The 15082-nt window shown below is 60.3% G+C and carries 12 protein-coding genes and 1 pseudogene; 6 read left to right on the top strand and 7 right to left on the bottom strand.

Features of this window, described 5'->3' with window-relative positions; all coding sequences use genetic code 11:
- Positions 1 to 6: 6 nt before the first annotated feature.
- The 5 genes from NKI29_RS24850 to NKI29_RS24830 form a co-directional block, all read right to left on the bottom strand.
- Positions 7 to 855, bottom strand: coding sequence for a sugar phosphate isomerase/epimerase family protein (locus NKI29_RS24850; RefSeq protein ID WP_352453096.1), 849 nt, complete (start codon positions 853 to 855; stop codon positions 7 to 9).
- A gap of 5 nt (positions 856 to 860) precedes the next feature.
- On the bottom strand, positions 861 to 1856 hold the full coding sequence (locus NKI29_RS24845; RefSeq protein ID WP_352725095.1) for an ABC transporter permease: 996 nt from the start codon (positions 1854 to 1856) through the stop codon (positions 861 to 863).
- On the bottom strand, positions 1853 to 2854 hold the full coding sequence (locus tag NKI29_RS24840) for an ABC transporter permease (RefSeq protein ID WP_352692789.1): 1002 nt from the start codon (positions 2852 to 2854) through the stop codon (positions 1853 to 1855). Before NKI29_RS24840 ends, NKI29_RS24845 begins: the two co-directional genes overlap by 4 nt.
- A complete protein-coding gene (locus tag NKI29_RS24835; protein WP_352692791.1) occupies positions 2847 to 4361 on the bottom strand; it encodes a sugar ABC transporter ATP-binding protein in 1515 nt (504 codons plus the stop codon). Before NKI29_RS24835 ends, NKI29_RS24840 begins: the two co-directional genes overlap by 8 nt.
- An 86-nt stretch (positions 4362 to 4447) precedes the next feature.
- Positions 4448 to 5437: an autoinducer 2 ABC transporter substrate-binding protein gene (locus NKI29_RS24830; protein ID WP_352692793.1), complete on the bottom strand. Its 990-nt coding sequence runs from the start codon at positions 5435 to 5437 to the stop codon at positions 4448 to 4450.
- Positions 5438 to 5598: 161 nt separating this feature from the next.
- Here NKI29_RS24830 and NKI29_RS24825 point away from each other — a divergent pair, with 161 nt between their 5' ends.
- From NKI29_RS24825 to NKI29_RS24815, 3 genes are all read left to right on the top strand, one after another.
- Complete coding sequence (locus tag NKI29_RS24825) at positions 5599 to 6657, top strand: LacI family DNA-binding transcriptional regulator (RefSeq protein WP_352692795.1); 1059 nt, start codon at positions 5599 to 5601, stop codon at positions 6655 to 6657.
- A 1672-nt stretch (positions 6658 to 8329) separates the two neighbouring features.
- Complete coding sequence (locus NKI29_RS24820; protein WP_352692797.1) at positions 8330 to 8686, top strand: ABC transporter permease family protein; 357 nt, start codon at positions 8330 to 8332, stop codon at positions 8684 to 8686.
- A 127-nt stretch (positions 8687 to 8813) separates the two neighbouring features.
- Positions 8814 to 9338, top strand: coding sequence for a Ros/MucR family transcriptional regulator (locus NKI29_RS24815; RefSeq protein WP_352692799.1), 525 nt, complete (start codon positions 8814 to 8816; stop codon positions 9336 to 9338).
- 91 nt (positions 9339 to 9429) lie between these two features.
- Here the strand turns inward: NKI29_RS24815 and NKI29_RS24810 are convergent.
- Positions 9430 to 9612 (bottom strand): annotated as a pseudogene (locus NKI29_RS24810) (DUF736 domain-containing protein); the annotation flags it as partial.
- Between the two features lie 661 nt (positions 9613 to 10273).
- Positions 10274 to 13024 carry a type VI secretion system ATPase TssH gene (gene tssH, locus NKI29_RS24805; RefSeq protein WP_352725097.1) on the bottom strand — a complete coding sequence of 917 codons (2751 nt, stop codon included), beginning with the start codon at positions 13022 to 13024 and terminating at the stop codon, positions 10274 to 10276.
- Positions 13025 to 13091: 67 nt separating this feature from the next.
- Between tssH and NKI29_RS24800 the strand changes: the two genes are divergently transcribed.
- The 3 genes from NKI29_RS24800 to tssB are packed head-to-tail and all read left to right on the top strand — an operon-like array spanning position 13092 to position 15082.
- Positions 13092 to 13313 (top strand): hypothetical protein, encoded by a 222-nt coding sequence (locus tag NKI29_RS24800; RefSeq protein WP_352692803.1) that lies wholly within the window; start codon positions 13092 to 13094, stop codon positions 13311 to 13313.
- A gap of 47 nt (positions 13314 to 13360) precedes the next feature.
- Complete coding sequence (gene tssA / locus NKI29_RS24795) at positions 13361 to 14539, top strand: type VI secretion system protein TssA (protein ID WP_352692805.1); 1179 nt, start codon at positions 13361 to 13363, stop codon at positions 14537 to 14539.
- Between the two features lie 6 nt (positions 14540 to 14545).
- Positions 14546 to 15082, top strand: a complete 537-nt coding sequence (tssB, locus tag NKI29_RS24790) for a type VI secretion system contractile sheath small subunit (RefSeq protein WP_352452817.1) — start codon at positions 14546 to 14548, stop codon at positions 15080 to 15082.

The following is a 15082-nucleotide window of genomic DNA, read 5'->3' as shown; positions in this document are numbered from 1 at the left end:
ATTGGGTCAGATCAGACCGTATTGGCGAGCCTTGTTGCGCAGGAAAGGCAAGCCATTGCCCATCACTTCGGCCTCGTCCTTCGCGACCGGCCGCCAGACGGAGAGGCCATAGGAGACTTCCGGCGGCATGTTGATGAAGCTTTCCATGGCAAGTCCGCCCTTGAAGCCGATCGCCGCGAGCGTTGCGTAGATCTCGTCCCAGGGGCAGTTGCCGGTGCCCGGGGTGCCGCGATCGCTCTCTGACAAGTGAATGTATTTCAGGTGCTCACGAGCGGCCAGAATACCATTGGCGGCCCCCTTCTCCTCGATGTTCATGTGATAGGTGTCGAGATGGACAAAGATGTTGTCGGCGCCGACTTTCTCGAGCATCCAGACGGCCTGCGCCCCGGTATTTATCAGGTGGTTCTCGTAGCGGTTCACCGCCTCGATTCCGAGCTCTATGCCGCGCGTCTTGGCGTGCTTGGCGGCGACGGTCAGCACATGCGCGATGTTGTCGTATTCCTTGTCGGTGGGTGGCACGCCGGTGCGTTCACCGATACCACCGAAAATCACACCGGAAAGCGCCAGAGCGCCCATCTCTGCAGTCTTGTCGATGGCCACTTTGAGATGTTCGATGGCGGCATCCGGCCGCACCGAGGCCCAGGCCCGCTCCGGCAAGCCAAGCGAGCAAACAGCTGGAAGATTGTGCTTTTCGAGCAAGGCGCGCGTATGCGCGGCATCGACCGCCGGCGCGTTCAGAAGCGCGATCTCGATAAAGTCCATGCCGTATTTGACGGAAGCGGCGATCGCCTTCTCTGCGCCCGCCCGGTCCCAGTTCATCGTCCACATCGAGGTGTGGACCCCAAAACCATGCATCTAACTCACCCTTTGTTTGTGTTTAGGAACTTTAGGCGCCCAGCAAGCCAGCGCAGGATCATCACGGTGATCATCAAAATGCCCCAGACCGCCGTCGCCAGATGCTGGTTGGCGCCCATCAGATTGAGTCCCGAGGACAGAAGCTGGAGCACCACGAGCGCGACGAAGACAGGGATCACGCGACCGAAGCCGCCGAACGGATTGACCCCGCCAAGAAAGCAGGCAAGCACAGTGATCAGCAGGTAGGACTCGCCGTGGCCGACACGCACCGAATTGAAGCGCGCCAGCATGATGATACCGGCGACCGCGCACATCGCACCGGACAGTGTGTAGACCAGAACCTGCACCTTGCGTGTATTAATGCCGGAGTAGCGCGTGGCCTCGATGTTGGAGCCGATCATATAGGTGTTGAAGCCTAGCTTCATGCGTGTCAGCAGGAGCTGCCAGATCAGCACACAGGTGATGAAAATGAGCAACGGAACCGGGATACCAAGAATCGAACCGTAGCCGATCGGCGCCAGGAAGCTGGGAAAGCCGGACACGTCGCCGCCATGCGTCAGGAACTCACCGAGACCGCGCAGGAAAATCATCATCGACAGCGAGACCAGGATCGGGTGAGCCTTGGTGTTGGCGATGACGAGCCCCATGATCAGTCCACTAAGTGCTCCGACCGCAAGGGCAAGGATCGCGCCAAGGACAAAGGCACCGATGCCCGCGTCGACGCCGCCCTGGCTTTGAAGGATCCAAGCGAGCGTCAGCCCGGCGATGTTGGCGGTGAAGGTGATGGCCAGGTTCAGGCCGCCGGTCAGGATCGGGAGCAGCATGGCGAGTGTGAGCAGGCCGAGCTCCGGCAGCTGGTAGGCGACGGAGCCAAAAGTGGCCCGGGAAAGGAAGTTCGGTGCGGCAATGCCGAACACGATCATGACTACCACGAACGCAGCAAGCGGACCTGCCAGTTCGGGGCCAAGCAAGTTGCGGACGCGTTCAATCACAGCCGTCATGAAGGCACCCGCCGGCTTTTCAGGAACGGCAGCAGGCGTTCGATGCTGGTGTTCGACAGGGTAATGGCGGCTAGGATGATGGTGCCGACGATCATCTTGAACGCGAAAGGCGACACGCCCATCAAATTAAGTCCGTTCTGGGTGATCGAGACCAACAGAACGCCAAGAATGCAGCCGAGCACGCTGCCTTTGCCGCCGCCAAGCCGTGCACCGCCAAGGACCACGGCTGCCAGGACGTCGAGTTCGCGCCCATATAGGGCGTTAGGCACGACTTCCTGCGCGTAATGCGCTTGGACGAGACCGGCGATGCCTGCCATCAGGCCAAGCCAGCCGAAGGCGATAAATTGCATGGCCCCAACATTGATGCCGAAGCGGCGCGCGCCTTCCGGATTGTCGCCAAAAGCGTAGAGTTGGCGACCAGTGGTCGTGCGCGTGATCAGCCCCCAGGTAGCGAATACGCACATGGCCATAATGAGCACGGGTAGGGTGATCTCCGCCCAGGTGCCGTCAGCCATCTCGCGCTCGAACAGCACCACGCGGGTGGTGAGCCAGTCCGGCAGATTGTAGATCGAAACGCCGCCTGTGAAGAACATCAGCAAGCCGAAAAAAATGTTGAAGGTCGAAATCGTGGCGACGATCGAGATGATCCTGAACCTGTGGATCAGGAAAGCATTGATGCAGCCCAACGTGACGCCCAATGCGCCAGCGATGGTGAGGCCGACAATCCAATTCCCGCCGCCGATCCAGCCAAGGACTATTGCCGTCAGATATTGCACCACGGAGGCGGCAACCGCGAAGGAGATGTCAATGCCGCCGGCAATCAGCACGACGAGCAGACCGACGGCGAAGATGATGTTGACCGAACTTGTGTTCAGGAGGTCAAACGCATTGCCGAGGGTGAAGAACCGGTCTGTCGCAAACGACAGAAAGGCGCAGATGACCGCGATCACGGCGAGCAAAGCCAGCTCTGTTGCATGAGAGCGGACAAACCTACGCATAGACCGCCTCTTCGATCGCCTGGAGGGACGTGGCGCCGGGAATATATTCGCTGACAACGCGCCCCTGAGCCATGTGCAGCACACGGTCCGCGTTGAAATAGACTTCCGGTACCTCGTCCGAGATCAGGATAATCGACAGGCCGCTGTCGGCCAGCTTGGAAACGATATTGAATATGCCGGCACGCGCGCCAACATCAACACCGACCGTCGGTCCGTCGAGGATCAGCAGTTTCGGTTGAGTGGCCAGCCATTTTGCAATGGCGACACGTTGCTGATTTCCCCCCGACAGGGTCGAAACCGCGTCTTCCTGCATTCCGATCCTAACGCCGAGATCCCTTATCCAGCTACTGACCAGGGACCTTTTGCGATCGCTCGAAATGAAACCGCCCGAAAGAACCTTGTCCAGCGAGGCAATGACAATGTTGTCGGCAATTGATTGGGGCTGAATGAGGCCGAGCGACAGCCGGTCTTCCGAAAGATAGGCGACGCCGGCGGCGATCGCGTCACGGTTGGAACCGAAGCGAACGGGCCTGCCATCCAGCACAACAGAGCCGGACCTCGGCTTGCGCATGCCGAACAAGGTCAACGCCAGCTCGGTGCGCCCTGCCCCAAGCAGGCCGGTGACGCCGAGCGTCTCGCCGCGCCGGACCGTCAATGACACATCCTCGAATTCACCGGGCCGCGACAGCCCTTTAACCTCAAGCATGACCGGGCTCGTGCTCAAATCGCGATGCAGGACGGAATAGTCGAAGGTCTTACCGGTCATCAGCTCGGTGATGCGCGATTGGGTCAGACCTTTGGTCGGATACACGCCAACCAAGGCGCCGTCGCGCAGCACCGTCACACGGCTGGAGATTTCGAGAACCTCCGCCAGGCGATGACTGACGAACACAACGGCAACGCCCGACGCCGACAGATTGCGCACAATGTCCAGCAGATAGTCGGTTTCAGATTGGGTGAGCGAGGCCGTCGGCTCGTCCATGAAGACAAGCTTCGCTTCGCCGACGAGCGCGCGCGCTATAGCTACGATCTGCCGCTGTGCGATTGGAAAATTGTGGAGTGCGAGATCGACATCGAGGGTAACACCAAGACGTTGCAAGGCGTTGGTCGCGACACGCCGCATTTCGGCATAGTTCACCAGTCGCGGCCAGCGGCCGATGACAGTCTGGAACGCGATGTTCTCGGCGACGGTCATCTCGGGGAACAGGGCGAGGTCCTGCCAGATGACCTGAATTCCGCCGGCCTGCGCCGTCACCGGTGACATATGGGCGTAGCTCTGGCCGTCATAGTCGATCTCGGCGCCGGCCTCGGGCCTGTACACGCCAGTGATGACCTTGATCAGCGTGCTCTTGCCTGAACCGTTCTCGCCGGCGAGGCAATGCACCTCGCCCGGCAGAACCTCGAAGCTGACATTCTTCAGCGCCTTGACGCCGCCAAACGTCATGTTGACATTTCGGAGCGATAGCAGCGGCCGTGACGCGGAGCCATCGGGTGCCTGATCAGCCATCGAGTTGAACCTGGATCTAATCGCGTTGACACATCCTCAGCCGGGCCGGCTCGAGGCCAGCCCGGCTGCCACAGCCTTGCGAGGCTTTACAGGCCCATCGCCGCAAGGCCGTCGACAGTGTCCTTGTTGATCGGGACCAGCTGATCGACGATGATGTTATGGTTTTCGAAGTCGGGCTTGACTGTCCCTAGCCCTTCGATCGTATCGCCATCCTTGACTTCTTTGCCCTTCATGAGCTGGTCGGCCAGCGTGACGAAAACCTCACCCGCCTGCTTCGGATTCCACATGAAGCCGCCGGAGATCGCGTCGCTCTTGATGAGCTTCTGTCCCTGCCCCGGCGAGAATGGGCCGAGCACGAATATCTGGCCCACCTTCCGGCGCTCTTCGATTGCGCGGCCAGCGCCGATCGGGCCTTGGCTGCCGAAGGCAAGGAAGCCTTTCAAGCCGGGATTGGCGGAAATCAGGTCAAGTGCAGTGCTGCGGCTCTTGTCCACATCCTCGGCGACGCCATAACGATCGCCGACAAGCTTCATGTCCGGATGGTTCTTCTTCAGATACGCGATTGCCGCATCGGCCCAGGCATTGTGCAGCGGCACCGTCAGCGAACCAACGAAGACTGCATATTCACCTTTGCCGCCCATCTTGTCCGCCAAGAGCTTGGCATGAGCCTCGCCGAAGCCGGTCGCGGACGCGAGTTCGAAATCCCAGTCGGCGCCCTTCTGGCCGGGCGATTCATGCGTGATCACGATGATGCCGGCGTCCTTCGCCTTCTGCAGGACAGGTTCAAGCACCTTCGCGTCATTCGGCACGACACCTATGACCTTGACGCCCTGTGCGATCAGATCCTCGATGGCGCGAACTTGCAGTGCCGGATCGGCACTAGTCGGGCCAACCATGAATGCGTCGACGCCGAGCTTCTGGCCGCGCTCCTTGATCCCCGCCTCCATTGCGTTGAACCAGGGAATGCCGCCGATCTTGACGACGACGCCGACTTTGCCGGCCTGCTGAGCCATGGCAGCGATTGATCCGCCAACCATAAGGGTCGCGGCGAGCGCCGCGATCATGATTTTTTTCATCTGTACTCCTCCCATAGCGTTCCCAAAGGGAACATACGTCCGCCACCGATTTGCGCTTGCACAATCGATGGTGCAAAAACTATCTTGCATCAAGATGCGCTCGTCAAGGGAGATATTGCTCCAGCGGGATATTGCTCTAAAGAGACCCTCCGGAGGGCCACATGGATCAGCAGGTCAAGAAGAAGGCGACGATCTATGATCTGTCCGTGCTATCGGGCAGTTCGCCGTCGACCGTGAGCGCGGTGCTGAATGGCACTTGGCGCAAGCGCCGCATCAAAGAAAGCACGGCGGAAACAATTCTCAGCCTCGCCGAACGCCACCAGTACACCACCAATCTGCAGGCGCGAGGCTTGCGACGGTCGCGATCGGGCCTGGTCGGCCTGATGCTGCCCATCCACGACAATCGCTACTTCTCCTCCATGGCGCAGACATTTGAGGGACATGTGCGCAGCCGCGGTCAATGCCCGGTCGTGGTCAGTGCCAGCCGCGACCCGGAAGAGGAACGGCGGACCGCGGAGACGCTGATTTCCTACTCAATCGACCAGCTCTTCATCGTCGGCGCCACCGATCCGGACGGCGTGCACGAGGTCTGCGAGGCGGCGGGACTGAGGCATGTCAACATCGACCTACCGGGAGCAAAGGCGCATTCGGTGATCAGCGACAACTATGAGGGCGCGCGGATGCTGACGGAGGCAATCATCCGCCAATTCGGCAATGATGACCCCCTGCGGCCGGACGAGCTGTTTCTGTTTGGCGGCCGCAACGACCACGCAAGCCGCGAACGCATCGCCGCTTTCCATGCGACCAAAAAGGCACTGTTGGGCGCCGACCCTGATGACGGAGTACAGTCCTCCGGCTATTCGCCCGACATAACGTTGCGTGCCTTCGAGGCATTTTGCCAACGCCGTGGCAAGCTGCCGCGCGCATTGTTCATCAATTCGTCGATCAATATGGAGGGTCTGCTGCGTTTCATGGCGGGCCGGCCGGCGGAGATGTTTAGCGAGCTTGTCGTCGGTTGCTACGACTATGACCCATTCGCCTCTTTCCTGCCCTTCCCCGTAATCATGGTGCGGCAGAATTTTGAGGCGATGATTGCGAAAGCGTTCGAACTGATCAATGAACCGCCGACGGCCCCGCAGATTTTCCTGATTGCGCCGGAGTTGATCCAACCGAGGTCCGCTTTGAAAGGGCCGCTCGACACGCTGAAGGATATAGCGTGAGCGCCCCGAGAACGGGTCTTTGCACAGCTCCCCGCACGCAGGTATCAAGACCCGAGACGTGTAGCGTCGTTATGGAAACCAGCGGCGGTTCGTACCTCACAGGGGTGCGCGGCTTTGCCTGTTCATGACGTGTGCACGGCTCTGATCTGAACCGGTCGGATGCAGCCGGCGTCGATCCCGTCGGGCAGGGCTCCGGGAACTGTCCTGTCCCTTGACAGTGGAAACCTGATTTCGGGCCAGTCCAACTGGCGGTTACTAGACGTATGGCCAACTCATGCGCCTAAGTTTGTCTACGGCTCGCGCGCACCTGGCAAGCCCGCCCACCCAAGTCCCCGCTTGGTGCAACAGCGCCCGTCCGGCCCCGCCGCACCCAACCGTGCGGCGGGCTTTTTTCCGCGGTGGAACACCGGCGCGCAGGGAAGTTCGGCAAAGGCAGCAAACCCTTCGCCTCACAGTATTGCTGCGGGATCGCTTGTCCTGTCGCCCACGTGTCGATCGACGAGGTCATATCGACCGACAACGCTCGCTAGGGCTTCCCGATGATGGGAGTCATGCTTGGTCCTTTCTCGGCAGAGAGCCGGCCACAAGCCGAAGGCGTTCATAAAGAACAGCCTCGTCGAACTCGCCGTCCGAGAAGAGTGCCATTGCGGTCATGCTCAGGCGCTCCGCTTGCTGGCTACTAACCGAGATACCGGCCTCGGCGCAGACACGATGAAAGACCACTGTTTCAACAAGGCCAAATCGCCAGGATAATATGCCACTCATTGAGACAGGCCCATGGCAGCTGCTTCGACGATCGCCTCGGTTGCTCTTCGTCGGATGCGACCAAACAAGGCGCAGCCTGCCTAATTTGCTTCAGTGCCGTTTTCATCGAAACTGTGTCGCCATACTCGGCCCTATTTAGAAATGCAGCGATGCTCCTAGAACTGGAGTCCCCTTTGCGCATTGCTCATCCAATCCATCCCCAAAGACACGCCCCGTTGGGACTATTCCCGATTGGCTTCAATTGGATGTAACAAACGTACGGTTGCTCCACCGTTGCTTAGCCGCTCAGTCCGGAATATTGGCGAAAATTTATTCGGCCTGCGTCTTAATGCGATGGCTGTATTTGGAGTGCGGGTGCATGCTACGGAGCTCTGGCCTTGGCCGGCTGTCCTTTATCGAATTCCAAATGCCCACATTGGTCGAGAAGCCACCCAGGACCTTGCAGGCCTTCAACCTCCCACACCTACGGCAAGGGTGGTCCTGTTCTAAGCGCTCGTTCGACGAACCTCGGCAGATCATCGTCGGTAGCGGGCCTACCTCTTCCGAGGCGGCGCCACGTCCTCGAGTCCAACATTTGCGAGTAGAGCGTCAGAGCCTCATAGCGAAGCCAGATGCCACGTCCGTCCAGCTCAGCGTCGTGAACAACAATGTCTCGCTATATGGGGACTATGACTTTGACGTCGCTATTGGCCTGGTCGAGACGGACGCGAACGGCGCCATCAGGTATGAAGATGGCGGCAGGCACCGTGCACGAGTTCGCTATACTATCCGGCATATGTGAGCGTAGGTGCGCGAAAATATCCCATGGAGATGCCTCTGCACCGGTCCAGTATGCTGCCGTGGTCTTCGGCGGCCTGATGGCGGGGCTGGCAGCGCGTTTCTTTCTGTCGGCCAAGCGGCGCGTTTCGTGCCGGACATGACCAACCGACGCGGCTGGCTGGCGATCATCATCGTCATCGCCGGCCTGTGGCGGCCCTACCCGATTTTGGTAGCGGCACTAGTGTTTTCCTTCCTCGATGCGCTGCAATTGCAAATCCAAGGCATCGGCATAGCCATTCCCTACCAATCTATGTTGATGATGCCCTATGTTGCGGCGATCATCGCGCTGATGATCCGTCGCTCGCGGGCCAGCGCCCCGGCCATGCTCGCGTGCCGTACGCACGGGAATAGGGCAGCGCTGTCCGAAGTCGCTGCTCGCTTTCAGTATTCCCGACCAGCACGGCTGCCGACATCGAGCGCGTCCAAGCTTGTCTGGAGGCGATGAAAGCGAAGCTTGCCGGCTTGATATTTGCGGGGAATAGGGTTTGTTGCGGAATAATGAATTATTTGCCTGCTTGGCAATAAACAGTTCATCCATTTCAACGTGCGCCATTAGACAAGAGGAAAACTCGATGACCGTTTCTCCAGACCAAAACGACCAGGCTGATCTCGTACGAATTACCGCCGACATCGTTTCCGCCTATGTTTCGAACAATCCTCTGCCGGTCGGCGAGTTGTCGAAGCTGATCGGGGACACCCATGCCGCTTTGCAAGGGGTCGGCAAGCCCGTGGCTCCGGCCGCAGTCAAACTGGAGCCCGCGGTGTCGATTAAGATATCGGTGACACCTGATTTCATCATCTGCCTGGAAGACGGGAAAAAGTTCAAATCTTTGAAGCGGCATATCAGAACGCATTACAATCTGAGCCCTGACCAATACCGTCAGAAATGGAACCTGCCCTCGGATTATCCGATGGTGGCGCCGAACTACGCGGCTACCCGCTCGGCCCTGGCGAAATCGATAGGCCTGGGGCGCAAGGCAGCAGTGCCAGCAATAGCTGCGGCAGAAAAACCAAAACGAGCTGTTCGCACCGCGGCAGCGACAACCGCAATCAAGTCGCCGGTGAGGAAGGCGCGCAAGGCACCCGTTAAAGCTTAGAGTGCTGCACCCGACGTATGTGCTAGTCAGCAGCGGACCTGAACATGGCGAAGCCCCGCCTTTTGCGGCGGTGCTCCGTTTGGGCGGATGACTCTGCGGTGGGGCGGGACCAGATGAGGGAGAACTCGCCCTCGGTCCCGGTTTCGACCAGGCTCGCATAGATCGGAGCGGGGAAGCTCGGATCATCGAGCTTGACCGAGTGATAGTCGCGGCCCGCGCGCGAGGTCTTCTTCCATGCGGCGCCGAACTCGGTAGCGCCGGCGAAGATGCGGAAGCATTTCTCATTCGACTTCGACCGGGGTGAACCTCACCGTCCTTCACGCCGAGGTGGCGGCGATCCGAAGTGACGCTGGCGCCTCGCGCCAGTTGTTGGTGGCGGCTTTGGGGCGCCGGCTGACGCTCATCGCTCCGTGCCGTTGGTGATCGGTACCAAGCGGTCAAGACAAGGCCCGAGCGCCTTGAGGCTCCCAACCTGTCCGCCGAGGATGTGAACGCGTGCTAGATAAGCGCGGGGTTCTGTCGGCAATTTGTCAGTAGGCGCGTAGAAGCCTGCTTCGATCTGGTCACGCGGCGCATCTGCGACCTCCGAAACGAACGACCTGCGGGACGTTCGATGTTCGACCTGCTGCATGGGTCCTCCAACTTTTGCGGGCCATGACGTCGCATACTCCCGGCGCAAGATAAAATCGAAGTCATCATACGAAAATTCAGCTTCCGAGGGCGAGATTGCTAAAGTCATCATGTGCCCTCTGCTATGCACCGCATCTCGCTCGCCGGTCGGCTGCGCGCTTTTCCAGCAGGCAGAACTGCGGGCGATGGCGGCGATGATTGTCCTCGGATAGCGAGCTGAGCGCGTGCAAGCCGCAGGTATCAATTAGCGGACATCAGCTCAATGCAGTAATCGGCCGAAAGGGGCCCGCCATAATTCGCCTGGCCTATTCGAAGGAATAGGTAAACCCTTGGCCTGAGGCGCCAACCGTGACCTTCGTCATCTTTTCGCCCGTGAGCGACCGGTTCAGCACGCCGCGGCTCAGTTCCGGAAGAAGCGTGTTGGTTAGGATGGCGTCAATCATTCTGCCGCCGGATTCGATCTCCGTGCAGCGGGTCTTGACCAGATCCATTACACCGTCGCCGATCACCAATTCCGCATCGTTGGTCGCGCGCAGCCGGCGAGCAATCTTGGCGAACTGATGACGGGTGATCGCTTCGATCATCGAATCCGAAAGCGGAAAGTAGGGGATGGTCACCACCCGGCCGAGAAAGGCCGCAGGGAAGACTTTCAGCAATGGGCTGCGTAATGCGGTGTCCAGTTCGTCGAGCCCTGCCCGGACCGTGCCATTCCTTGTCCGGTCCATAATCACTTCGGAGCCGACATTCGACGTAAGAAGGATCAGCGTGTTCTTGAAATCGATGCGTCTACCTTCACTGTCGTCCATCATCCCTTTGTCAAAGACCTGGAAGAAGATTTCGTGCACGTCTGGATGCGCCTTCTCGACCTCGTCGAGCAGGATCACCGAATAGGGTTTGCGTCGCACCGCCTCGGTGAGAATTCCTCCCTTGCCGTAGCCGACATAGCCGGGCGGCGCGCCCTTCAAGGTAGAGACCGTATGCGCCTCCTGGAATTCAGACATGTTGATCGAGATCAGGTTCTGCTCTCCGCCGTATAGCGTTTCGGCCAGTGCCAAGGCGGTTTCGGTCTTGCCGACGCCCGAGGGGCCGCAAAGCAGGAATACACCCACCGGCTTTTCCGGAGCGCCGAGACCGGCGCGGCTGGTCTGCACGCGCTTGGCGATCATCTCCATGGCGTGATCCTGTCCGACAACGCGCTCGGACAGAGTGGCCGCGAGCCGCAGCGCCTTCTCGGTCTGACTCGACAGCATCCGCCCCGTCGGGATGCCCGTCCAGTCCTGGACCACGGCCGCCACGGCGTTGCGGTCGACCGATGGCAGGATCAGCGGTGTTTCGCCTTGCGCCTCGGCCAGTTCGCTCATCAGTTCGCGCAGCCGAGCGAGATCGGCAGCCGGATCGGGAGGAGAAGTACCGCCTCCCGCCGCAACCTTCGTCCCGGCGTTGGACCGTTCGGTCTCCGGCAGGTCCACGCTCTCTGTCTCAGTGGCGGCCTCCTGCCCTTCCACGGCATCGAGAGGCACGCCGTCACCGCGTAGCCTGGCGCGCAGTTCGAGTATCTCGGCCACCAGCGCCTTTTCGCGCTCCCAGCGCTGTTGCGCGGCTGCTAGCGTGCGTTCGGTCTCAGCAAGCCCAGCCTCGACCCGTGCCTGCCGCTCAGCCACTTCGATGCCGATTGCAGCCTCGCGGCCGATAATGCCGCGCTCGACCTCCAGCGCCTGACGACGGCGCATGATGTCCTCGACCTCGGCCGGCGTGGCGTGCTGCGATACGGCGACACGCGCGCAGGCGGTGTCGAGAAGGCTGACCGCCTTGTCCGGCAACTGCCGCGCCGGGATGTAGCGATGCGACAGGGCGACCGCCGCGTCGATCGCCTCGTCCAATATCTGCACTTCGTGGTGCTGTTCGAGAACGCCGGCTACGCCGCGCAACATGAGGATGGCAACCGATTCCGAAGGCTCGTCGATCTTTATCACCTGGAAGCGGCGGGTCAGTGCCGGGTCTTTCTCGATGTGCTGCTTGTATTCCGACCAGGTCGTTGCCGCTATCGTGCGAAGTTCGCCGCGCGCCAGCGCCGGCTTGAGCAGATTGGCAGCGTCGCCGGTTCCGGCAGCACCACCGGCACCGATCAGGGTATGAGCTTCGTCGATGAAGAGGATGACCGGCGCTTCAGAGGATTGAACTTCGTCGATTACGGCCTTCAGCCGCTTTTCGAATTCACCCTTTACGCTAGCGCCTGCCTGCATCAATCCAACGTCGAGCATGCGCACGCTCACTCCCTGCAGTGGGGGCGGCACATCGCCTTTGGCGATGCGCAGAGCAAAACCCTCCACGACTGCGGTCTTGCCGACACCCGCCTCCCCGGTCAGGATCGGGTTGTTCTGGCGGCGCCGCATCAGTATGTCGACAATCTGCCTGATCTCCGGATCGCGGCCGACGACCGGATCAATCTTTCCGTCGCGGGCGCGCTGAGTCAGGTCGGTGGCATATTTGGCCAGTGCCGAATCCCCGCCCGGAACCCGCCGCGGCGCCTCTGCCGCGGCGACCGTAGGCGAAGCGCCGGCTTCGAGTGAGCCCTCCGTGATATCGGCGAAGCGCGCCACTACGGCGTCGGCGTCAATTTTGTCGAACTCGCCGCTGATCTTCGACAGCAGGCCTTCCAGTACCGGTGTCTTCAGGCAAGCAAGCAGAACATGTGCGCTGCGAACCTCCTCCACGCCGAATTCCAGTGTTGCCAGATTCCATGCCTCCTGGATGGCGTGGAAGATATGGTCCGAAAACTCTTCGATCGAGGTTGCGCCATAAGGCAGTTTGTCCACCGCGCGCGTCATATCGGCCGTAAGTCGGCTCGCATCCAGTCCCGCATCGGCGATCATCATTTGCACATCCGAGCGGTCGGAGAGCACGAGCTGCTCAATGAAGTGGACGAGTTCGACGTAAGGATTGCCGCGCAGCTTGGCGCTGTCGGCCGCTGCCTTGAAGGCGCGCAACCCTAGAGGATTGAGCTTGCCGACCAGTTCCTTGCGCTTGAAACTCTGCGATGACCGGCGCTGTTCCATCGAACGTGCTCCTGCACTCTGCAAGTGGATAACCTGCCACATAAGCAGCCGCTTGACAAAGTGCGGGATGAACAAAGGTTTCGATCCCCGATTATGCGGGCTCCCATCATTGGTGGAAGATCCTGCATCGCCGGCTGCAAACAACCACGAGCCTGAGATCCCAGGCACGACATTTCCGGTCCAGGGCTCGGCAATCACGCCTTTCGGATTCCACAATCAAGACAAGGCTGCATTAGCTTTTGTTAATTTTTCCGCACTCGCTGAATTGTGGAAAAGCGCAACCGTGTGATAACGTAGGGGCAGGTCGGCCTCAGGGCCGGCGACTGGGGGATCGGTGTGATCGACGTCGCACTCTGGCTTGCTCCGCTCGACGGTGAAAATCCGTCGGGAGAGGATTTGCGTAACGATCCGGCGTTTCACGAACTGGAGCGCCTGACGGAGCCCCAGGTCAAGGTTGTCCATGACGGCAACAACAGGCCGGTCTCGCAAAGCACCATTCCCGTTGACTGGCCAGCAGTGCTCACCAAGGCTGAGGAATTGCGCGCGCGTGGCCGCGACTTGCGCCTGATTGTAATTGTCACACGCGCACTGGCCAACGAGCAGGGACTGGCCGGGTTGGCGCAGGGTCTGACGCTTATTGGGCGGACGTTCGACCTGCATTGGGAAACCATGCACCCGGCGCTGCGCCCCAACACGTCGCCTCGCGAGGCCGCCTTGCGCCGCATCAACGCGCTGCTCGACCTTCAAAATGGTCAGGACGGGCTGCTGGCCAACCTGCGGCAAATGACTTTCTTTGCGCCACGCTCGATCGGGCCGATCAGCGGACGCGACCTGGAACACGCTGCGCTCGACGACCGCGTCATGCTGCAAGAAGCAGCGTCAGGATTGAATGCGGCCGAAAAGGCAGCGCTTGTCAGTGCGCACGGACAACTGTTGAATCGGGTCCGTGCCGGGTGCGCGGCACAGGCGGATCAAGCCAATGAGGAAATGCAGTCGCTCATCGCCAATGCGCGCGCGGCGGTCGCGGCACTGGAAGCCATCGAGACAGCCCTCAACGCTCGCCTTGAAGGCAGCGGCGGGACCACCGTTCCGGAATTAAAACGGTTCCTGCAGCGTTTGTTGACAACCCTCGAGCGCAACTCGGCTGCCGGCGCGATGGCGAATGGCTCGGCAAAGCCGTCCCCTTCGCTTGCAGAACCGGTAATGCCTGCCCGAAACGGTCATGGAGCCGATGCAATGGCAAGTGTGGCTGGCTGCGCGGACTCGAGCACCGGACTCCCTGACAGGATTTCATCGCGCGACGACGTGGTGAAATGCCTGGACCTCGTAGTCGCCTTTTATGACCGCACCGAACCGTCGAGCCCGATTCCCCACCTCGCCCGCCGTGTGCGCCGGATGGTGCATATGGATTTTGTAGAACTGATGGAAGATCTCGCCCCGTCGGGATTGAAGGAGTTCCGGCTTCTTGCCGGCGTTCCCGATGCCAAGAAGACGGCTCAGAAGGATGAAAGGTAGCAAGCAATGCCAGCCGAAAGCAAAGCCAAGGTCATCGAACGAAATCGCGCGCCGCGGGTGCAGATCGCCTATGACGTGGAAACCTATGGCAGTCCAACGACAATCGAGCTGCCGTTCGTCATGGCCGTCATGGCGGACCTTTCAGGCGCTTCGCAGACCAAGGAAGCGTCGAAGTCGATACTGGACCGCTCCCTTGTCGAGACCGATGCGAACCGTTTCCCGCGTTTCATGGAGGCACTTGGACCACGCGTGAAAGCCCGCGTGAAGAATACGCTGCCCCAGGCCGAAGGCGCCGAGCGGGACGAGGAGCTGGCGCTCGACCTCACCTTCACCAAGATGGGCGATTTTGCGCCGGACAAGATTGCCGAGCAGGTGCCCCAATTGGCCGAAATCCTCAAGATGCGCCGCCAACTCGAGGAACTTCTCGGCTTCATGGACGGGCGCGTCGACGCCGAAAAGCGTATTGCGCAACTGCTGAACAATGAACCGCTTCTTGGCCAGATCGCCAGCCAGGCACTGGCGGACGACAAGGCAGGGGAATGA

Origin of the sequence: Mesorhizobium sp. M0678 (assembly GCF_040320505.1) — a bacterium.
Classification (GTDB): Bacteria; Pseudomonadota; Alphaproteobacteria; order Rhizobiales; family Rhizobiaceae; genus Mesorhizobium.
The sequence above is the reverse complement of the archived record's forward strand: the minus strand, read 5'-3'. Positions and strand labels throughout refer to the sequence as shown.

Bases quoted from the DNA above. Each gene is read 5' to 3' on its own strand.
- NKI29_RS24850 (WP_352453096.1), bottom strand. From the start codon at position 855: ATGCATGGTTTTGGGGTCCACACCTCGATGTGGACGATGAACTGGGAC.
- NKI29_RS24845 (WP_352725095.1), bottom strand. From the start codon at position 1,856: ATGACGGCTGTGATTGAACGCGTCCGCAACTTGCTTGGCCCCGAACTG.
- NKI29_RS24840 (WP_352692789.1), bottom strand. From the start codon at position 2,854: ATGCGTAGGTTTGTCCGCTCTCATGCAACAGAGCTGGCTTTGCTCGCC.
- NKI29_RS24835 (WP_352692791.1), bottom strand. From the start codon at position 4,361: ATGGCTGATCAGGCACCCGATGGCTCCGCGTCACGGCCGCTGCTATCG.
- NKI29_RS24830 (WP_352692793.1), bottom strand. From the start codon at position 5,437: ATGAAAAAAATCATGATCGCGGCGCTCGCCGCGACCCTTATGGTTGGC.
- NKI29_RS24825 (WP_352692795.1), top strand. From the start codon at position 5,599: ATGGATCAGCAGGTCAAGAAGAAGGCGACGATCTATGATCTGTCCGTG.
- NKI29_RS24815 (WP_352692799.1), top strand. From the start codon at position 8,814: ATGACCGTTTCTCCAGACCAAAACGACCAGGCTGATCTCGTACGAATT.
- tssH (WP_352725097.1), bottom strand. From the start codon at position 13,024: ATGGAACAGCGCCGGTCATCGCAGAGTTTCAAGCGCAAGGAACTGGTC.
- NKI29_RS24800 (WP_352692803.1), top strand. From the start codon at position 13,092: ATGAACAAAGGTTTCGATCCCCGATTATGCGGGCTCCCATCATTGGTG.
- tssB (WP_352452817.1), top strand. From the start codon at position 14,546: ATGCCAGCCGAAAGCAAAGCCAAGGTCATCGAACGAAATCGCGCGCCG.